Consider the following 18,523-nt stretch of genomic DNA (forward strand, 5'->3'; position numbering starts at 1 on the left):
CCGCTTTTACGGTCGGGAGGACGTGCTGCACGAGGAGGTGAGCATGAGCCGACCGACGATCTCCGACGTCGCCCGGGCCGCCGGCGTGACGAAGGCGACCGTGTCCCACGCGTACAGCGGCCACCGGCCCATCTCGGCGGCCACGAAGGCGCGGGTGTTCGCCGCGGCGGAGGAGCTGCGCTGGGTGCCCAGCAGCAGCGCCCGCGCGCTCGCGGCCCGCCGGGCCAACGCGATCGGCGTCGTGCTGCGCCGGGACCCGGCGATCCTCGCGTCCGACACGTTCTTCCCCGCGTTCATCGCGGGCGTCGAGCAGACGCTCGCCGAGCGCGAGGTCGCGCTGGTGCTCCAGGTCGTCGGCAGCAGGGGCGCGGAGGAGCGGGCCTACCAGGCGATGGCCGCGGGGCGGGCGGACGGCGTCATCGCGCTCGACCTGCACCGCGACGACTGGCGGGTGCCGTTCCTGGCCGGCCTCGGCCTGCCGGCGGTGCTGCTCGGCGCGTACGACGGCCCGACCCGGCTGTCCTGCGTCCGCACCGACGACGCCGCCCCGGTGGAGCAGCTGGTCGCGCACCTGCGCGCCCGCGGCCACACCCGGATCGCGCACGTCGCCGGCCCGCTCGGCTACGTGCACTCGTACGCCCGGGCACGCGCGTTCGTCCGGGCCGTCGGCTCGCGGGAGCTCGTGCGGGAGGGCGACTTCACCGCGGGCAGCGGGCGCGCGCACACCGCCGAGCTGCTCGCGCTGCGCGACCGGCCCACCGCGATCCTGTACGCGAACGACACGATGGCGATCGCCGGGATGTCCTACGCGCAGAGCCGCGGCGTCCGGGTGCCGGAGGAGCTCGCCGTGGCCGGGTTCGACGACGACCACCTGTCCGCGCACCTGAGCCCGCCGCTCACCAGCGTGTCCACCGACCCCGCCCGCCGCGGCCGGGTCGCCACCACCCGGCTGCTGTCCGACCTGGCCGGCGACGGGCCGCGGTCCGTCACGGTCGACTGCACCGCCCTGCAGCTGCGCGGGAGCACCGACGCCCCCGCGCCGACGCACCACACCCCTGACGTGCTCGAGGAGGAGCTTCCATGAGGTACATCCGCACCGCCGCGCTGCTGGGCGCCGTCGCCCTCGCCACCGCCGCCTGCTCGAACGGGTCCGGCGACGGCGGCGGGTCCGGAGACGCCACCGGCGCCACCGGGCCCATCACCGTCTGGCTGTCGAACAACGAGCAGGAGGTCGGCTGGGGCCAGGACGTCGTCGACGCCTGGAACGCCGACCACCCCGACGAGCAGGTGACGGCCCAGGAGATCCCGGCCGGCTCGTCCTCCGAGGAGGCCATCACGGCCGCCATCACCGCCGGCACGGCCCCGTGCCTGGTCTACAACATCTCCAGCGCGGCCGTCCCCGGCTGGGTGCGGCAGGGCGGGCTGGTCGACCTGACGACGTTCGACGACGGTGCCGACTACATCTCCGGGCGCGGCGGCGACGGCGTGTCCGTCTACGAGACCGACGGCGGCTACTACCAGCTGCCGTGGAAGTCGAACCCGGTCATGGTCATGTACAACAAGGCGCTGTTCGCCCAGGCCGGGCTGGACCCGGAGAACCCCGGCATGGCGACGTTCGACGACTTCCTGGCCGGGGCGCAGCAGATCGTCGACTCCGGGGCGGCGCCCAGCGCGATCTGGCCGTCGCCGACCAACGACTTCTACCAGCCGTGGTTCGACTTCTACCCGGTGTACCTGGCCGAGACCGACGGCACCGCGCTGGTCGAGGACGGCAAGGCCACCTTCGACGACGAGGAGGGCAAGGCCGTCGCCGACTTCTGGGCGTCGATCTACGCCGACGGCCTCGCACCGCAGGAGGCCGCCACCGACGACGCGATGGTGTCCGGCCAGACCGCGATGCAGATGGCCGGCCCGTGGGCCATCGCGTCCTACAAGGACAGCGTCGACGTCGGGTTCATGCCGGTGCCGACCTCCGACGGCCGCGAGGACGTGACGACGTTCGCCGACTCCAAGAACGTCTCGATGTTCACGTCCTGCGAGAACCAGGGCACGGCGTGGGAGTTCCTCACGTACTCCACCAGCGAGGAGAGCGACGGCGCGCTGCTCGAGGCCACCGGCCAGATGCCGCTGCGCCAGGACCTCGCGGCGACGTACCCGGACTACTTCGCCGAGCACCCCGAGTACGAGGTGTTCGCGGACCAGGCCGCCCGCACCGGCGACGTGCCGAGCATCCCGAACTCGATCGAGGCCTGGCAGACGTTCCGGGAGGCGTACACGTCGGCGGTCATCTTCCAGAGCACGTCGGTGGACGACTTCCTCAGCACCGCGGCGTCGAAGATCGACGACCTGGTGCAGGGCTGACGTGTCCACGGTGACGGCGGGCGCGGGGGCGGCGCCGGGCGCGGGGCCGGGCGCGGGCACCGGCCGCGCCCCGGCGCCCGCGCCCCGGGGCCGCGGCCGGCGGTGGTGGTGGGGCGGCCAGCCGCTCGGCACCCTGTTCGCGGCGCCCTACCTGGTGTTCGTGCTGGTGGTGTTCGCCTACCCGCTCGGGTTCTCGGCGTACATGGCGTTCCACGACTACTTCTTCACGGCGCCGGGCGTCGAGGTGCCGAAGCCGTTCGTCGGGTTCGACAACTTCCAGGCGGTGCTGACCGACCCGCAGGTGCTCGCCTCGTTCCGGAACACCGCGGTGTTCCTGGTGATCAACGTGCCGCTGACCGTCGGCCTCGCGCTGGTGCTGGCGTCCGCGCTGAACGCCGGGGTGCGGTGGGCGGCGGCGTACCGGGTCGCGTACTACGTGCCGTACCTGACGGCGAGCGTGTCCCTGGTCGGGGTGTGGATGCTGCTGTTCTCGTCGAACGGCCTGGTCAACGCGGTCCTGGGGCCGCTGGCGCCGGACCCGTCCTGGCTCGCGAACAAGGCCCTCGCCATGCCGACGATCGCCCTGTACGTCACGTGGAAGCAGCTCGGGTTCTACGTGCTGCTGTACCTCGCGGCGCTGCAGAACGTGCCCCGGGAGCTGTACGAGTCGGCCGAGACCGACGGGGCCGGCGGGGTGCAGCGGTTCCTCAACGTGACGGTGCCCGGGGTCCGGGCGGCGACGACGCTCGTGCTGGTCCTGGCGATCATCACCGGCACCAACCTGTTCACGGAGCCGTACCTGCTCACCGGCGGCGGCGGCCCCGACGGGGCGTCCGTGACGCCCGTGCTGCTCATCTACCAGCGCGGCATCCAGCAGCAGAACCCCGACGTCGCGGCGGCCATCGGGATGGTGCTCGTGATCGTCGTCGGCCTGCTGTCCCTGGCCGCGCAGCGACTGAACCGGGAGCGGTGACATGCGACGACGACGTGGCGGTGCCGTGGCGCGCCAGGTGCTCCTGGCGGCGGCCGCGCTGGTGTTCGCCTTCCCCTTCTACTTCATGGTGGTCGGGGCGTTCCAGGAGAGCCCGACCAACACCCCCGACCGGCTGGTGCCGACCTCGGGGTGGACGACGCAGAACTTCGCGCAGATCGACTCGCGGATCGACCTGGCCGGGTCGCTGGTCAACTCGCTGGTGTTCACCGCGGGCGTGCTGCTCGGCACCGTGGTGCTCGGCACGCTCGCCGGGTACGCGGTGGCGCGGCTGCAGTTCCCCGGGCGGCGGCTGACCTGGGTGCTCATGCTGCTGGTGCAGATGGTGCCGTTCCAGCTGCTGATGATCCCGCTGTACGTGCAGATCACCCGCGGCTACGGCCTGGGCGACACGTACCTCGGCATGATCCTGCCGTTCGCGATCAACACCACGGCGGTGTTCATCTTCGCCCAGTTCTTCCGGGCGCTGCCGCGGGAGATGTTCGAGGCGGCCCGGATCGACGGCGCCGGCGAGCTGCGCATCCTGCGGTCGATCGCCCTGCCGCTGGTCCGGCCGGCGCTGGCGACCGTCGTGCTCGTGACGTTCATCGGGCCGTGGAACGAGTTCCTCTGGCCGTTCCTCATCACCAAGGACGCGTCGCTGCAGCCGCTCGCCGTGTCCCTGGCGAACTACATCTCCAACGTGTCGCAGACCGCGGCCAACCCCAACGGCGCGATCCTCGCCGGCGCCTGCGCGCTCGCGTTCCCGGTCGTCGCCCTGTTCTGCCTGTTCCAGCGGTACTTCCGCACCACCGACCTCGGCTCCGCCGTGAAGGGCTGACCCATGACCGCCACCACCCTGTTCACCGGCGCGACCTTCCCGCTCGGCCCGTTCGTGCCCTACGAGGGCAACCCGATCCTGCGGCCCCGCGGCGGGTCGTGGGAGTCGGCGAACCTGTACAACCCGGCGGCGCTGGTCGTCGACGACGAGGTGCTGCTGCTCTACCGGGCGCACGCCGACGACATCGTGTCGCACATCGGCCTGGCCCGGAGCCGCGACGGCTACCACTTCGAGCGCGAGGCCGAGCCGATCCTGTCCCCGCAGGAGGACTACGAGGAGTTCGGCTGCGAGGACCCGCGGATCGCGTACGTCGAGGGCACCTACTACCTGACGTACACCGGCTGGGACCGGAAGGCCGCGCGGCTGTGCCTCGCGACGTCCACCGACCTGCGCACCTGGACCCGGCACGGGCCGCTGTTCCCGGGCTTCGACACGTTCGCCACCGTCGACCCGCGCGGGCACGAGTGGTCGAAGGCGGGCGTGATCGTGCCGGTGAAGATGCACGGCCGGTGGTGGATGTACTTCGGCGAGGGCGGCCTCTACTGGGCCACCAGCGACGACCTGGTCCACTGGACGCCGGGCACGCCCGACACCGAGCCGATGTACGCGCCGACGCCCGGGTCCTTCGACGCCGACCTCGTCGAGATCGGCACCTCGCCCGTGCTCACCGACAACGGGCTGCTCGTCATGCTCACCAACGGCGCCACCCGCACCGTGCACGACGACGGCACCGTCGACGTCGACTACCGGTGCGGCCAGATCGCGATCGACCCCGACGAGCCCACCCGGGTGCTGGCCCGCCTCCAGGAGCCGTGGCTGCGGCCGCAGACCTTCGAGGACCTCAACGGGCTGGTGTCCAACGTGACGTTCGTCGAGGGGCTCGTGCAGTTCGGCGGGAAGTGGTTCGCCTACTACGGGCAGTCGGACACGACGCTCGCGGTGGCCGTGCACGACCCCGCCCGGCCCTGGGGGTCGTCGCTCCGCGGCTGACCCGCGCCCGCACCACCCGACCCGCACCACCCGACCCGCACCACCCGACCAGGGGGACGAGAGACGATGACGACTCGACGCACCTTCCTCGCCGCGACCGCCGCGGTGCCCGCGCTGGTGGCGGCCGCGCCCGGGACCGCCGCCACCGGCGGCAGCGGAGCGACCGGCGCGACCGGCGCCACGACCGCCCGCGCCGCCGGGACCGCGCCGCCCGGGCCGAGGCTCGCGAACCCCGCGCACCTGCGGTTCCTCCTCGACACGGTGCCGCTGCCGGCCGTCGGCGCGCACACCACGTACCGGATCGCGGAGGAACCCACGGCGCTGGCCCCGTGGACCTACGCCGACGCCGACGGCGGCACGTTCCGGCGGGTCGGCGGCGGCACCCTCGACCCGGCCACGGGGCACTGGAGCCAGGGCGCGTACAACGCGGACGACATCGCGCGCGCCGCGGTCGTCCTGCTGCGGGACTGGGCGGCCGCGGGCGACGGGGAGAGCCGGGAGCAGGCGTACCAGCTGCTCCGCACGCTCACCTACCTGCAGGACGACTCCGGGCCGCACGCCGGCCGGGTGGTGCTGTGGCAGCAGCCCGACGGGGCGCTCAACCCGAGCGCCGAGCCGGTCGAGCTGCCCGACCCGTCGAACTCCGCCGAGTCGTACTGGCTCGCGCGCACCGTCTGGGCGCTGGGGGAGGGGTACGCGGCGTTCGCGGCCGACGACCCGGCGTTCGCGCAGTTCCTGCTCGACCGGCTGCACCTCGCGGTCGCCGCGCTCGAGCAGGAGTCGCTGTCCCGGTACGGGCGGCGGGTGCGCAGCGACGGGGTGCCGCTGCCGGGCTGGCTGATCGCCGGCGGCGCGGACGCCACCGCGGAGGCGGTGCTGGGCCTGGTGGCCGCCGTGCGGGTGCTGCCCCGTGACCGGCAGCTGTCCCGCGCGCTCGACCGGTACGCCGAAGGCATCGCGGCGATGGGGTCGCCCGACACCCGGCCGTGGCCGTTCGGCGCCGTGCTGCCGTGGACCGGGTCGCTCGGGTTCTGGCACGCCTGGGGCGCGGCGGCCCCGGAGGCGCTCGCGGCGGCGGGGGCGCTGCGCGGCCGGCGGGACTGGCGGCGCGCGGCGCTCGCGGACGCGGGCACGTTCACGCCGCTGGTCCTCGCGACCGGCGGACCGTTCAACGCCTGGACCCCGGCACCCGGGGAGGCGCAGATCGCCTACGGCGCCCACGGGCGGGTCGCGGCGGCGCTGGCGGCGGCCGACGCGGGCGGCGGCGAGGGCCTGCGGGTGCTCGGCGGGCTGGCCGCGGGCTGGTTCTTCGGTGCGAACCCGGCCGGGGTGCCGGTGTACGATCCCGCCACCGGGGTCACGTTCGACGGCGTGGAGACCGACGGCCGGGTCAACCGGAACTCCGGCGCCGAGTCGACGATCCACGGCCTGCTCGCGATGCAGCTGCTCGACGCCCGGCCCGACGTCGCGGAGGTCGCCCGGTCGATCACCGGCCTCGCCGCGCACGACGGCCTCCGGGTGCTCGACGCCGAGGCCGCGCGGCTCGGCGCGGGCTGCGAGGTGGTCCGGCCCGCCGGGGGCGCGTGGACGGGCGAGGGCAACCTCGTCGGCGGCGGGTACGTGCGGGTGCCGCCGGGGTCGACGGTCGAGTTCGACGTGCCCGGGGCCGGGGCGGGCGCGTGGGCGCTGCCGCTGGTGTGGCGGACCGCCGCCCCGGCCGGGCGGGCGCGCTGGGAGGTCGTCGACGGGCCCCGCCTGGGGCGCACCGAGAACGGCGGCACCGGTGCGGCCGGGCTCACCGAGGCCGACGGGAGCCTGGTGCCCCAGCTGCTCGACCGGCCGCTGCCGGACGCCGGCCGGCCCGGCGGCGCCCCCGCGGCCGGGGTGGTCACCGTGCGCTGCACCAACGAGGGCGGCGGCGACCTGCGGCTCGACGCCCTGCTCCTCCGGCCCGCGGTGGCGACGGCGCGCTGGTCCACCACGACGGGGACCGACGCCGTGCTGTACGCGGGGTCGACGGCCCGCGCCACGTCGGCACCGGCGCTCGCGGCCGGCTCCGGCGCCGCGTACCTGCCCGACGGCCGGGTCGACCGCCGGGTCGCCGCCGCCGGCCCGGGCGCCGCGGTCCCGGTGCCCGCGGGCGGGTTCACAATCACGCGCTGAGCGGCCCGGCGCCGAGCGCGGGTGCAGGAGGTCGCGATCGCCGGGCACGCGGTGGCCGCACCCTCGGGCGGGCCGTTCCCGCGGCCGGGGACGGGGCGTCCGCCGTGGTCACGGCCCGGGGGTCCCGGCGGGGTCCGGCTACGGTGGCACCCGTGCAGCCGCTCGACCGCGACCCCGACACGGCCGGCGTCCCGGACGTCACCCACCACGCCGATCCGACGCGCCCGGGCCCGGGGCGTCCCGCGCGCGCCGACGACCCGGCCGCGCCCGCCGTCCCGCCCGCCGAGGTGCTCGCCGACCCCGACGCCCCGGGCTGGGGCCGGCCGCCGATCACCCCCGACCAGCGCCGGTACGACGTGCTGCTGGCCGCGGGCCTGCTGGTCGGCGGCATCCTCAGCCTGGCGCTCGGGCGCACCGCGGGCATGTACGACGAGCCCGCGGAGGGCTGGGTCGCCGTCCTGTGCGTGCTCGCGGTGACCGCACCGCTCGCGTGGCGCCGGCAGCGACCCGCCGTGGTGGCGGTCGTGGTCGCGGCGGCGTTCGTCCTGGTGGGCGAGCTGCGGGTCCCGGAGACGCTGTTCGCGAACATCGCACTGTTCATGGCGCTCTACACGGTCGGCGCGTGGGACCGGAACCGCGCGCGGGCGCTGTGGGTGCGCGCGGGGATCGTCGTCGCGATGTTCGTCTGGCTGCTGGTCGCGATGTTCCAGGCGGTGACCGACCCGGAGGGGATCGAGGGCTTCTCCAACGCGGGCGCGTTCTCCCCGCTCGTCGCTTACCTGCTGATCCAGCTGCTGACCAACATCCTGTACTTCGCCGGGGCCTGGTGGTTCGGCGAGCACGCCTGGAACGCCGCCCGCGAGCGGGCCCGCACCGAGTACCGCGGCCGGCTGCTCGTGGGCGAGCGCCGCCGGGTCGAGGAGCAGGCCGTCGCGATCGAGCGGCTGCGGCTGGCGCGCGAGCTGCACGACGCGGTCGCGCACCACGTGTCGATGATGGGCGTGCAGGCCGCGGCGGCGCGGATGGTGCAGGCGTCCGACCCGGAGCAGGCCGCCGCCGCGCTGGAGCAGGTCGAGGACTCCGCGCGCGAGGCCGTCGACGAGCTGCACGGGCTGCTCAGCACGCTGCGCGAGTCCGGGACCGAGGCGCACGCGGCCTCCGCGGTCGGCTCGCTGTCCGTCGAGCGGCTGCCCGAGCTGGTGCAGCAGGCCGCGGACACCGGGCTCGCGGCGCAGTACCAGGTGATCGGCGAGCCCGTGCGGGTGCCGCCGCTGACCTCGCTCAACCTGTACCGGATCTGCCAGGAGGCGCTGACCAACGTGCGCAAGCACGCGGGCACCGGCGCCCGGGTGGACGTCCGGCTGCGGTACGAGCCCGACGCGGTCGAGCTCGAGGTCACCGACGACGGCACCGGCGCGCGGCGCGCCGCCCGGCGCGGGACGTCCGGCGGGCTCGGCCTGGTCGGCATGCGGGAACGGGTCGCCGCCGACGGCGGCACGCTGGAGACCGGCGCGCGCGGGCGCGGCGGGTACCTGGTCCGGGCGCGGGTGCCGCTCGGGCCGCGGACGGGAGGGGCGCGATGAGCGGGGCCGACGCGGTGCGGTTCGACGACGCGACGGAGGCCGACGGCCCGGACCGCGGCTTCGGCCCGGGCCGGCCGGTGCGCGTCGTGCTCGCCGACGACCAGGCGCTGCTGCGCGCGGGGCTCGCCACGATCCTCGGCGCGCAGCCGGACCTCGAGGTCGTCGGGCAGGCCGGCGACGGCGCCGAGGCGGTCGAGCTCGCGCGGGCGCTGCGCCCCGACGTCGTCTGCATGGACGTGCAGATGCCGGGCGTCGACGGCCTGGAGGCCACGCGGCGGATCACGGCCGACCCCGACATCACGGCCGGCGTCCTCGTGCTCACCACCTTCAACCGCGACGACTACCTGCTGGAGTCGCTGCAGGCGGGTGCCGCCGGGTTCCTGCTGAAGAACTCCCGCCCCGAGCAGCTCGCCGACGCGGTGCGCGCCGTCGCCGCGGGGGACGCGCTGCTGTCGCCCGAGGTCACCCGCGCCGTGATCGCCCGGGCCGTCGTCGGCCAGGGCTCCGCCTCCGGAGGGAGCCCCGCGGGTGCCGCGCGCGGGACCGGGGACCCCTCCGCCACGGGGCTGACCGAGCGCGAGCTGGAGGTGCTGCGGCTGGTCGCGCGCGGGCTGAGCAACGACGAGATCGCCGCCGAGCTCGTCCTGGGCCGCGCGACGGTCAAGACCCACGTGTCGAACGTGCTCACCAAGCTCGGGCTCCGGGACCGGGTGCAGGCCGTCGTCTACGCGTTCGAGAACGGGCTGACGGACTGACCCCCTCCGCCCCGGGACGGAGGCCCGCGCGCCCGGCAAGTTCCGCCCGGCGGCCGAGGTGCCGGGGCCTGGTCGCCTTCTAGCGTTGACCTCAGCGGACGACAAGTCCGGACAGGTCACGACAGGAGACGACATGCTGCAGCTCGACGGGATCCACCGGTCCTTCGGGGACCGGCTGGTGCTCGACGACGTCGGCTTCTCGGTGGAGCGGGGCAAGCTCACCGGGTTCGTCGGCGGCAACGGCGCCGGCAAGACGACGACGATGCGGATCATCCTCGGGGTGCTCTCCGCGGACTCGGGCACGGTGACGCTCGACGGCAGCCCGCTGGGCGACGACCGCCGCCGGGCGTTCGGCTACATGCCCGAGGAGCGCGGCCTCTACCCGAAGATGCACGTGCTGGAGCAGATCACCTACCTCGCGCGGCTGCACGGCTACGAGCGCCGCGCCGCGACGGAGAAGGCCCGCGAGCTGCTCGAGAAGCTCGGCCTGGGCGAGCGGCTGACCGACCCGGTCGACGACCTGTCGCTCGGCAACCAGCAGCGCGCGCAGATCGCCGCCGCCCTGGTGCACGAGCCGGAGGTGCTGGTTCTCGACGAGCCGTTCTCCGGCCTCGACCCGATGGCGGTCGACCTGGTGCTCGGCGTGCTGCAGGAGTACGCCGCCCGCGGCGTGCCCGTGCTGTTCTCCTCGCACCAGCTCGACGTGGTCGAGCGGCTGTGCGACGACGTGGTCGTCATCGCCGGCGGGAAGATCCGCGCGGCGGGGGAGAAGGAGGCGCTCCGCGCCCAGCACGCCGCCCCGCGGTACGAGATCACCTCCGGCGGCGACATGGGCTGGCTGCGCACCGAGCCGGGCGTCCGGGTCGTCGAGTTCGACGGCGGCTACGCGCTGTTCGAGTCCGACGAGGCCTCCGCCCAGCGGGTCCTGCGCGCCGCCCTCGACGCCGCGCCCGTCCAGCAGTTCAGCCCGGTGCGCCCGCGGCTCGCGGAGATCTTCCGCGACATCGTCCGCGACGAGGAGCGCCACGACGAGGCGCCCGCCACCACGAAGACCAAGGAGACCGTGCGATGAGCCGCCGCACCCCGATGCCGTCGAACGCGCCGTCGTCCGGCCCCGCGCCGGCCGGCCGGCCCGCCACCCCGAACACGGTGCAGGCGACGCTCATGGTCGCCGAGCGCGAGATCACGACGCAGGTCCGCAGCAAGTCGTTCCTCATCTCGACCGCGGTGCTGCTCGTGCTCGTCCTCGGCGGCATCATCCTCACCTCCGTGCTGGGCGACCGGCTCGGCGGTGGGGACACCAAGGTCGCCGTGGTGCCGGAGACCGCCGCGGTCATCGAGGGCGTCGACGGGCTGGAGGCGGTCGACGCCGCCGATCCCGAGGCCGCCCGCGCCCTGGTGGAGTCCGAGGAGGTGTCCGCCGCCGTGCTGCCCGACGACGACGCGGACAACCTGCTGGGCGTCGTCGTGGTCGGCCTGGATTCCGCGCCGGACGGTGTGATCAGCGCGCTGGCCGTGACCCCGCCGGTCGAGCTGCTGGACGAGTCCGGCACCTCCGACGGCCTGCGCTACATCGTGTCGTTCATCTTCGGCATCGCGTTCTTCATGGCCGCCATGACGTTCGGCAGCACCATCGCGCAGAACACGGTCCAGGAGAAGCAGTCCCGGATCGTCGAGATCCTGCTGTCGACCGTCCCGCCGCGGGCGCTGCTCGCCGGGAAGATCCTCGGCAACACCGTGCTGGCGGTCGGCCAGATCGCCGCGATCGCCGCGGTGGCCGTCGTCGGCCTCGTCGTCACCGGCCAGGACGACCTGCTCGGCATGGTCGGGGCGCCGGTCGCCTGGTTCGTGCTGTTCTTCCTCGTCGGGTTCGTGCTGCTGGCCGCGCTGTTCGCGTCCGCCGCCTCGCTCGTCTCCCGCGTCGAGGACACCGGCCCGGTGCTCACCCCGGTGATGATGCTCGTGATGATCCCGTACTTCGGCGTCATCTTCTTCAACGACAACGACCTGGTGCTGACGATCATGTCGTACGTGCCGTTCAGCGCCCCGGTCGGGATGCCGGTGCGGCTGTTCCTCGGCGAGGCGTCCTGGTGGGAGCCGCTGGTGTCGCTGGTGATCCTCGCGGGGACCGCGGTGCTGGTCACCGGCATCGGCGCCCGGATCTACGCCCGCTCGGTGCTCCGCACCGGCCGCCGGGTCAAGCTCTCGGAGGCCCTGACGAAGGCGGCCTGACCCCCCGCCCGGACGACGCGCGCGGCACCCGCAGGGGGGTGTGCCGCGCGCGTCGTCGTCAGGGGGTGTCGAACGGGGCGACCAGGGTGCGGAGCAGGTCCGCGAGGCGGTCGCGTTCGGGGGCCGGGAGCGACGAGAGGAGGTCGCGCTCGATCTCCAGGAGCGTCGACATCGCGGCGTCGACGCGGGTCCGGCCCTCGTCCGTCAGGCTGACCAGCACGCCGCGGCGGTCGTCGGGGGACGGCAGCCGCTCGACGAGCGCGCGGGACGCGAGCCGGTCGATGCGGTTGGTCATGGTCCCGCTGGTCACCAGGGTCTGGGTCAGCAGGGCGCCGGGCGACATCCGGTACGGCGCGCCGGCGCGGCGCAGCGCGGACAGCACGTCGAACTCCCACGGCTCCAGGCCGTGCCGGGCGAACGCCTGCCGGCGCGCGAGGTCCAGGTGCCGGGACAGCCGGGTGACCCGGGACAGCACCGACAGCGGCGCGACGTCGAGGTCCGGGCGCTCGCGGGCCCAGGCCTCGACGATCCGGTCGACCTCGTCCCGGGGCGCGCCGGGCTGACCCTGCGGAACGGCTGCCGACATGCGGGCGAGGGTACTCGACGGGCGGCTCCGCCCCCAGGATTCGAACCCGGACCTCAAGGCTCCAAAGGCCTGCGTGCTGCCGTTACACCAGGGCGGACCGCGGGACGGCACGCCCCGCGTCGGCCGCCAGTCTGCCAGCCCGCGCCGGGTGCGCGTCGCACGCCCGGTGGCGGCTCAGGCGACGGCGGGGCCGTCGTCGTTCCAGGCGCTCAGCTCCGCGCGCCCCGAGAGCCGGAGCTTGCGCAGCACCCGGCTGACGTGGTTCTCCACGGTCCGGACGCTGATGTGCAGGTGCTCGGCGATCTGCCGGTTGGCCAGGCCGGAGCGCACCAGGCGGGCGATCTCGCGCTCGCGGGCCGACAGCGGCTCTGCCGGGCGCTGCTGCGCCTCGTCCCCCTGGTGCCCGGCGCGCTCGGGGCTGCCGACGCCGAGGACCTCGGCGGCGACCCGCACCAGGCTGGGGGCGACGGCCGGGTCGACGTCGGCGATGACCGAGCGGGCCGCCGCGGCGTCGCGCTCGGCGATCGCGATCTGGAGGGTGAGGTACGGGTCGAGCAGCGGGACCTCGGCGCGGGCCCACACCTCGCGGACCCGCTTCGCGCGCTCGGGGCTGAGCCGGGGCAGGCAGTACGCCCAGGTGAGCAGCGCGGGGTAGACCAGCCCGGAGGTGGCGTACTGCTCACCGGCCTGCCAGCCGATCTCGGCCGCGTCCGGGTGCCCGGAGCGGCGGGCGTCGGCGGCGAGGGCGAGCGCGTGCAGCGAGCTGATCAGGGACCGGGAGCTGCGGGCGGTGACGTCGAGCTCGCGGACGAGCGCAGCGCACAACGTGGCGTGCCCGGCGTTCGCCTGCAGCAGCGTCCCGATGGTCAGGCCGCGCCGGTAGAAGGTCTCGTCGAGCGGGCCGGCGTGCCCGAGCAGCAGGGAGGTGCTGAGCACCCGCCAGGCGCTCGCGAGCTGGCCGTGGAACGACAGCGCCTCGGCGAGGACGCACGCGTGCAGGCGGATGCCGAGGGTGTCGTACGCGTCGTAGGCCGCGGACAGGTGCTCGCGGGCCTCCTGCTCGGCCTCCTCGGTGCGGCCGAGCACGATCTTCGCGAGCACCCGCAGCGCGTTCAGGTGGTGCCGGCTCGTGACGGACATGGCGACGTCGCGGTAGCCCTCGCACAGGGACAGCGCGGTGGCCGGCTGCCCGACCTCGATGGCCGCCGCGGCCAGGGCGAACGCCCGCCGGCCCTGCACGACCGGGTCCTGGTGCCGGGCGGCCTCCGGGGTGAGGACGGACTCGATCGGCTCCCCCCGGTTGATGGCGGCGACGGCGCGCTCCTTCAAGCCGTGGACGTCGACGAGCGAGCGCGCCTCGTCCCCCCAGCCCGCGGTGATGGTCCGCAGCAGCTCCTCGCCGACCCCCTGGGCGTTCAACCAGTACAGCTGGTAGGACCGGAAGGTCAGCCGGTCGGCGGCGGTGTCCCGCGGGGACAGCGCGGTGGCGCGGAACACGGAGTCGATCTGCGTCGTCTCGTAGCGCAGCATCAGCAGCGCGAGGTACGTGTTGGCGTTCGCGACCGTGCTGTCCTCCAGCCACGCCGCGCGCGCGAGGCTCTCCGCGATCTGCTCCTGCTCGTGCACCAGCCCGGCGAGCTCGGTCGACCAGCGCAGGAACCCCTCCTGCTCGCTGAGCTCGGCGTCGATCAGCGCGTGCAGGTCGTCCTCGCGCAGCAGCACGGGCTCGAGCTGGCGCCCGACGTCGGCGCTCGCCCGGGCGGCGGCGCCGCGGCGCTCGACGATGCTCACCCCCTGGCGCAGGGCGCGCGCGAGGGCCGGGGGCGCGACCACCAGGACGTCCCCGGCGGCCGCCACGGGGTGGTTGACCAGGCGTCCCCGGTCGATGAGATCGTGCAGCAGGACCGGGTCGACGATCCGCATCGCCTCGTCGGCGTCGACGGGGCCGATGGCGGCCATCCGGCGCAGCGCGTCGACCAGCTCGTCGCGCAGGCTGCCGAGGAACTGGAACGCGAGGGCGTCGGCGGGGACGTCGGCGAGCCGGCCCTCGACGGACCAGTGCCCGTCGCTCCGGCGCAGCACGTCGCTCGCGCGGGCGGCCGCGACGAGCGCCGCGATCGCCCCGGGGTTGCCGCCGCTCTGGGCGAGCACGGCGGTGGTGAGCCCGGTGTCCGCCGGCCCGCCGAGGACCGAGCTGAGCATCGTCGACACCGCGGCGAGGTCGAGCGGTCGGACCCGCAGCGCGGCCGGTGCGCGGGACGCCAGCACGGACCGGGCCTCGGGGACCTCCAGCCGCAGCGGGTTCGCGGTCGTGGTGGCGACGAGTGCCGCGCCGGTGCGGCGCAGCGCCCTCTCGACCAGGCGCAGCGACAGGCCGTCGACGCGGTCGAGGTCGTCGAGCATGAGCACGCTGCGCGGGGCGCTGAGCTCGTCGACCAGCCAGGCGAGCAGCGCGCGCTCGGTCGCGTCCTCGACGTCGAGGGCGGGGTGGTCGAGCAGCGTGGCGTGGTCGCCGGGGCCCGCGCCGCGCACCACGATCCCCGGGCGCCTGCGCCCGGACAGGTCGACGCGGAGCGAGCGCAGGGCGGTGGACTTGCCCGCCCCGTGGTCGCCGCGCAGCACGACGTCCCGTCCCAGCGCCAGCCAGCGCCGCAGCTCCGCGCTCGTCCCGACCGCCCCCTGACAGTTCACCGCAGGTGCACTCATTTTCACCATATCGGGGACCCTCCTCCGCCGCCCTGCACACGCGTGTCCGGCGGCACCACTCCCACGCCGACCCCCCACCGTCGGTGAGGGGCGCACCGCGGCGGAGGTGCGTGGTGGCCGTGCACGGGCGTGAGGGGGTGCCGTGCGTCGGGCGGGTGGGGGTGTCCGGGTCGTCCGGTTTGCGTTCCCGGCCGCACGGATGGTGCGTGCGGACGACCGCGCCGGGCGGCGTCTCGGTGTCGATCGCGCACCCGACGCACGGCCCCGAGAGCGCCTCGACTCACATCTGGGCCCAAGGTCCCACACGACTTTCGAGCAGTTCCGTGGCGGTCTGCAGCCGGATCGGACCGAGAACCGCCAGCGCTCTGACCTGGGACGACGGGGGTCCCGGCGGGGGTCCGGGGGCGGGTCGCCGGCGCCCCCTACACCCCGCGCAGGCTCCCGGAACGTGAATCCGCGTCCCCCCGAATCTGGTTCAGCAACCCCAACCAGGTGCCCGACCGACGGGCCCGTCTCTCGAAGGATCCAGATGACCACGCAGACCCACGACCGCAAGCGCCGCCGTAAGGGCCTCGTCGCCTGGGGCGCCCTCGCCGGCGTCGCGGCGCTGATCACCACGGCCGCGTTCACCGACAACGCGTTCCTCAACCTCGGTGGCGCGAACGGCATCGGTGGCGCCGACTCGACCTACAACATCCAGGTGGGGGCGACCGACGCCGAGGGCGTCTTCCTGAACGACGGCACCTGGCAGGAGGCCGACGACCCGATCGGTGTCCCGGTGTTCCTCGAGGGCGCCCAGTCGCTGTTCCCGGGCTCCGAGGCGATCAGCGTCGACATCCCGGTCCGCAACGACTCGGCGCACTTCACCTCGTCGCTCGCCCTCTCGCTCGCGCAGCTCGCGGACGACACCGAGGCCGGCACGGTGACCGACGCCAACTACCTGGCGAGCCTGCGGTTCGACGTGACCATGCCCGCCACCGAGCTCGGCGCGGCCGTGAGCCACACCGACCTCACCTTCGCCGAGGTCTCCGCGCTCGCGCTGAACGACCTGGCGGCCGAGGAGGAGACCACCGTCTCGCTGAGCATCCGCCTGCTGTCGCAGGCCGACTCCGGCGCGGCGTGGGAGGACAACACGCTCTCCGGCAAGGGCGCGTTCATCCAGGCGGTCCTGGACGGCTCGTCCGTCTGACGCCGTCGGCGGGGGGGGGGGGGGGGGGGGGGGGGGGGGGGGGGGGGGCGCCCCCCCCCCCCCCCCCCCCCGCTTCCCCGCCCCACCACCGAGGAAGGACGGACATGTCCCCGTACCGACGCACCGCGGCGTTCGCGGTGCCGCTGGGCCTGCTGGTCGCCCTGACCGCGGCCCAGGTCGTGCACCGCAGCGACACCGCCGTGGAGTTCACGGGCGTGACCTTCGCGCTCGAGGCGGCCGGCAGCGCGACGGCCGGCTGGGCGCCCGCCGAGGCCGACTGGCACCCGAGCACGCAGCCGGTCACGGTCGAGGTGCCGGACCACACCCCGGCACCGGGTGGTGTCGTCGACGTCCGGGTGGCGGTCCGCAACACTGCGGGCGTGCCCGCGGGCGCGGTGGTGGCGCTGTCCGACCCCGACCCGACCGTCGGTGCGCCGGACCTGTTCGACGCCCTGCACGTGCAGATCGCGGAGGACGGGGTGGTGCTTGCCGAGGGGCTCGCCCCCGACGTCCTCGCCGAGCTGCCGGGCGACCTCCCGGCCGACCGGCAGGGGCACCGGGTGCTCGACATCCGCGTGCAGACCCCCGCCACGGGCGACGACCGCTGGGCGGGCGTGCGCACCGGGGTGCAGGTCGTGATCGAGGGGACGACCCGATGACCCGCCTCCAGCACGCGCGCCGCGCCGCGGCCGTCCTGCTCACCGGGCTGCTCGCCCTGGCCGCGGCCCTGGTCGCGGCGGCCCCCACCGCAGCAGCCCCGGTCGACCCCACGCTGCCGCTGGTCCAGGGGGCCACGAGCACCGCGCAGCTGAGCGTGCCCTACCCGGGCCGCAGCACCGCCTTCGACCTCCTGGCCACGCCACGCCCCGGCAGCACGAGCGACCTCGTCCTGCTGGTGGACGGCGGCACCGGCCCGCTCGCCGCCGGGCCGGACGCGCTGGTGCTCGCGCTCACCGACGACGCCGGCCAGGTCCTCGCGCAGGGCACGGCCGCCGAGCTGGCCGCCGCGCCGATCGCGCTCGGCGTGCTCGGGCCCGAGCCGATGCACCTGCACGGCACCGCGACGCTGCCGGCGACCGCGGGCGACGCGCTGCAGGGGCAGGGGCTGACCCTGGTGCTGTCGCTCGTGGCCACGCAGGACGTCCCGCCGGTCGTGCCCGTCACCCCCGAGGCCGCGCCGTCCGGCGCGCTCGCCGTGACCGGCGCCTCCGTCCTGGCGCTCGCCGCCCTGGCCCTCGGCCTCGCGGTGGTCGGCCTCCTGCTGGCCGCCCGCCGGCGCCGCCGCTCCTCGTCCGACGCCCTCGCCACCGACCTCTCGGAGTGACCGCCATGTCCCGCCTCGCGTCCTGGACCCGTGCCGCACGGGGTCTCCCGCGCCGCACCGTCGTCGCCGGCGCAGCCGTGCTGGCCGTCGCCGCCCTGGTCACCACCGCCGCGTTCACCGACCGCTCCTGGCTCAACGTCGGCGGGGACAGCGGCTTCGGCACGCCGGCCGAGCTGCACCTCGAGGTGAAGAGCCAGAACACCCGGGACCTGTCCGACGACGGCACCTGGGTGCGGATCCCCGAGGAGGGCGCCGGCCCGGTCAACCCCGCACCCGGCGTCGGCGGCACCGTGCCGATCCCGGACGACGGCACCCTGCGACCCGGCGGGCCCTCCGCCACCGTCGACATCCCGGTGCGCAACGCGTCCGCGAGCCTCGACGCGGCGCTCGAGCTCCGGGTGCTGTCCCGCACCGACCTGGAGGACCCGACGCCGTCGCGGTTCGCCGCGCACCCGGACGGCACCCGGGCCACCGTCGGCGAGGCCAACGCGGCCTACCTCGACGAGCTGCTGTTCGACGTGCTGGTCGACGACGTGCTGGTGGCCGACGACCTCCCGGTCGAGGAGCTGCCGATCCAGCTCGGCACGCTGCCGGCCGGCACGGCCCGGCTCGTCACGCTCGAGGTGCGGCTGCCCGGGGAGAGCGACCTGACGCTGGCCAACGGCGGCGTCGCCTCGCTCACCGCGCACCTCGTCGCCACCACCTGACCGACCGCCCGCCCCGCCCGCTCTGCCCTGGAGGGTCACCGTGACACCGCCCACCCCGCCGGCCACCCGCCGCGCCGCCCGCGCCGCGGCGGGCCGCCGGCCCCGCCGGTCCGCGC

General features: G+C 75.2%; 16 protein-coding genes and 1 tRNA gene. 14 read left to right on the forward strand and 3 right to left on the reverse strand.

Going from position 1 to position 18,523, the window contains the following annotated elements; genetic code table 11:
• Nucleotides 1-43 precede the first annotated feature (43 nt).
• The 10 genes from AC3WUG_RS00850 to AC3WUG_RS00895 all read left to right on the forward strand — a co-directional run bounded on the left by AC3WUG_RS00850 (nucleotide 44) and on the right by AC3WUG_RS00895 (nucleotide 11,895).
• Nucleotides 44-1,084, forward strand: coding sequence for a LacI family DNA-binding transcriptional regulator (locus tag AC3WUG_RS00850; RefSeq protein ID WP_492325897.1), 1,041 nt, complete (start codon nucleotides 44-46; stop codon nucleotides 1,082-1,084).
• The gene (locus tag AC3WUG_RS00855) at nucleotides 1,081-2,361 is read left to right on the forward strand and encodes an extracellular solute-binding protein (protein WP_492325898.1); all 1,281 of its coding nucleotides are present in this window, start codon (nucleotides 1,081-1,083) and stop codon (nucleotides 2,359-2,361) included. The genes AC3WUG_RS00850 and AC3WUG_RS00855 overlap by 4 nt, the downstream gene beginning before the upstream one ends.
• Before the next feature lies 1 nt (nucleotide 2,362).
• Complete coding sequence (locus tag AC3WUG_RS00860) at nucleotides 2,363-3,334, forward strand: carbohydrate ABC transporter permease (protein ID WP_492325899.1); 972 nt, start codon at nucleotides 2,363-2,365, stop codon at nucleotides 3,332-3,334.
• Between the two features lies 1 nt (nucleotide 3,335).
• Complete coding sequence (locus AC3WUG_RS00865; protein WP_147795722.1) at nucleotides 3,336-4,172, forward strand: carbohydrate ABC transporter permease; 837 nt, start codon at nucleotides 3,336-3,338, stop codon at nucleotides 4,170-4,172.
• 3 nt (nucleotides 4,173-4,175) lie between these two features.
• Nucleotides 4,176-5,162 (forward strand): glycoside hydrolase family 130 protein, encoded by a 987-nt coding sequence (locus tag AC3WUG_RS00870; protein WP_492325900.1) that lies wholly within the window; start codon nucleotides 4,176-4,178, stop codon nucleotides 5,160-5,162.
• Between the two features lie 66 nt (nucleotides 5,163-5,228).
• Nucleotides 5,229-7,325 carry a hypothetical protein gene (locus AC3WUG_RS00875; RefSeq protein ID WP_492325901.1) on the forward strand — a complete coding sequence of 699 codons (2,097 nt, stop codon included), beginning with the start codon at nucleotides 5,229-5,231 and terminating at the stop codon, nucleotides 7,323-7,325.
• Between the two features lie 152 nt (nucleotides 7,326-7,477).
• Entirely contained in the window at nucleotides 7,478-8,908 is a 1,431-nt protein-coding gene (locus AC3WUG_RS00880; RefSeq protein WP_492325902.1) for a sensor histidine kinase, read from the forward strand.
• Nucleotides 8,905-9,663, forward strand: a complete 759-nt coding sequence (locus AC3WUG_RS00885; protein WP_492325903.1) for a response regulator — start codon at nucleotides 8,905-8,907, stop codon at nucleotides 9,661-9,663. Before AC3WUG_RS00880 ends, AC3WUG_RS00885 begins: the two co-directional genes overlap by 4 nt.
• A gap of 133 nt (nucleotides 9,664-9,796) precedes the next feature.
• A complete protein-coding gene (locus tag AC3WUG_RS00890; protein ID WP_492325904.1) occupies nucleotides 9,797-10,735 on the forward strand; it encodes an ABC transporter ATP-binding protein in 939 nt (312 codons plus the stop codon).
• Nucleotides 10,732-11,895 carry an ABC transporter permease gene (locus tag AC3WUG_RS00895; protein ID WP_492325905.1) on the forward strand — a complete coding sequence of 388 codons (1,164 nt, stop codon included), beginning with the start codon at nucleotides 10,732-10,734 and terminating at the stop codon, nucleotides 11,893-11,895. Before AC3WUG_RS00890 ends, AC3WUG_RS00895 begins: the two co-directional genes overlap by 4 nt.
• Nucleotides 11,896-11,953: 58 nt before the next feature.
• On the opposite strand, the gene AC3WUG_RS00900 is transcribed toward AC3WUG_RS00895, so the two are convergent.
• The 3 genes from AC3WUG_RS00900 to AC3WUG_RS00910 form a co-directional block, all read right to left on the reverse strand.
• Nucleotides 11,954-12,481, reverse strand: coding sequence for a MarR family winged helix-turn-helix transcriptional regulator (locus AC3WUG_RS00900; RefSeq protein WP_492325906.1), 528 nt, complete (start codon nucleotides 12,479-12,481; stop codon nucleotides 11,954-11,956).
• A gap of 25 nt (nucleotides 12,482-12,506) precedes the next feature.
• Nucleotides 12,507-12,578 (reverse strand) — tRNA-Gln (locus tag AC3WUG_RS00905).
• Between the two features lie 77 nt (nucleotides 12,579-12,655).
• The gene (locus tag AC3WUG_RS00910) at nucleotides 12,656-15,172 is read right to left on the reverse strand and encodes a helix-turn-helix transcriptional regulator (RefSeq protein ID WP_492325907.1); all 2,517 of its coding nucleotides are present in this window, start codon (nucleotides 15,170-15,172) and stop codon (nucleotides 12,656-12,658) included.
• Nucleotides 15,173-15,716: 544 nt separating this feature from the next.
• On the opposite strand from AC3WUG_RS00910, the gene AC3WUG_RS00915 reads away from it, so the two are divergent.
• From AC3WUG_RS00915 to AC3WUG_RS00930, 4 genes are all read left to right on the forward strand, one after another.
• Nucleotides 15,717-16,376 carry a hypothetical protein gene (locus AC3WUG_RS00915; RefSeq protein ID WP_492325908.1) on the forward strand — a complete coding sequence of 220 codons (660 nt, stop codon included), beginning with the start codon at nucleotides 15,717-15,719 and terminating at the stop codon, nucleotides 16,374-16,376.
• A 104-nt stretch (nucleotides 16,377-16,480) separates the two neighbouring features.
• On the forward strand, nucleotides 16,481-17,035 hold the full coding sequence (locus AC3WUG_RS00920; RefSeq protein WP_492325909.1) for a hypothetical protein: 555 nt from the start codon (nucleotides 16,481-16,483) through the stop codon (nucleotides 17,033-17,035).
• A complete protein-coding gene (locus AC3WUG_RS00925) occupies nucleotides 17,032-17,700 on the forward strand; it encodes a hypothetical protein (RefSeq protein ID WP_492325910.1) in 669 nt (222 codons plus the stop codon). Before AC3WUG_RS00920 ends, AC3WUG_RS00925 begins: the two co-directional genes overlap by 4 nt.
• Nucleotides 17,701-17,705: 5 nt before the next feature.
• Complete coding sequence (locus AC3WUG_RS00930; protein WP_492325911.1) at nucleotides 17,706-18,407, forward strand: hypothetical protein; 702 nt, start codon at nucleotides 17,706-17,708, stop codon at nucleotides 18,405-18,407.
• Nucleotides 18,408-18,523: the final 116 nt, after the last annotated feature.

Source organism: Cellulomonas sp. EB106-03-03-XG116 (genome assembly GCF_058792015.1).

What these genes read in the sequence shown, in the direction of transcription:
- AC3WUG_RS00900 (WP_492325906.1), bottom strand. Translation starts at nt 12,481, where the DNA reads ATGTCGGCAGCCGTTCCGCAGGGTCAGCCCGGCGCGCCCCGGGACGAG.
- AC3WUG_RS00875 (WP_492325901.1), top strand. Translation starts at nt 5,229, where the DNA reads ATGACGACTCGACGCACCTTCCTCGCCGCGACCGCCGCGGTGCCCGCG.
- AC3WUG_RS00870 (WP_492325900.1), top strand. Translation starts at nt 4,176, where the DNA reads ATGACCGCCACCACCCTGTTCACCGGCGCGACCTTCCCGCTCGGCCCG.
- AC3WUG_RS00890 (WP_492325904.1), top strand. Translation starts at nt 9,797, where the DNA reads ATGCTGCAGCTCGACGGGATCCACCGGTCCTTCGGGGACCGGCTGGTG.
- AC3WUG_RS00915 (WP_492325908.1), top strand. Translation starts at nt 15,717, where the DNA reads ATGACCACGCAGACCCACGACCGCAAGCGCCGCCGTAAGGGCCTCGTC.
- AC3WUG_RS00855 (WP_492325898.1), top strand. Translation starts at nt 1,081, where the DNA reads ATGAGGTACATCCGCACCGCCGCGCTGCTGGGCGCCGTCGCCCTCGCC.
- AC3WUG_RS00885 (WP_492325903.1), top strand. Translation starts at nt 8,905, where the DNA reads ATGAGCGGGGCCGACGCGGTGCGGTTCGACGACGCGACGGAGGCCGAC.
- AC3WUG_RS00895 (WP_492325905.1), top strand. Translation starts at nt 10,732, where the DNA reads ATGAGCCGCCGCACCCCGATGCCGTCGAACGCGCCGTCGTCCGGCCCC.
- AC3WUG_RS00930 (WP_492325911.1), top strand. Translation starts at nt 17,706, where the DNA reads ATGTCCCGCCTCGCGTCCTGGACCCGTGCCGCACGGGGTCTCCCGCGC.
- AC3WUG_RS00850 (WP_492325897.1), top strand. Translation starts at nt 44, where the DNA reads ATGAGCCGACCGACGATCTCCGACGTCGCCCGGGCCGCCGGCGTGACG.
- AC3WUG_RS00865 (WP_147795722.1), top strand. Translation starts at nt 3,336, where the DNA reads ATGCGACGACGACGTGGCGGTGCCGTGGCGCGCCAGGTGCTCCTGGCG.
- AC3WUG_RS00920 (WP_492325909.1), top strand. Translation starts at nt 16,481, where the DNA reads ATGTCCCCGTACCGACGCACCGCGGCGTTCGCGGTGCCGCTGGGCCTG.
- AC3WUG_RS00925 (WP_492325910.1), top strand. Translation starts at nt 17,032, where the DNA reads ATGACCCGCCTCCAGCACGCGCGCCGCGCCGCGGCCGTCCTGCTCACC.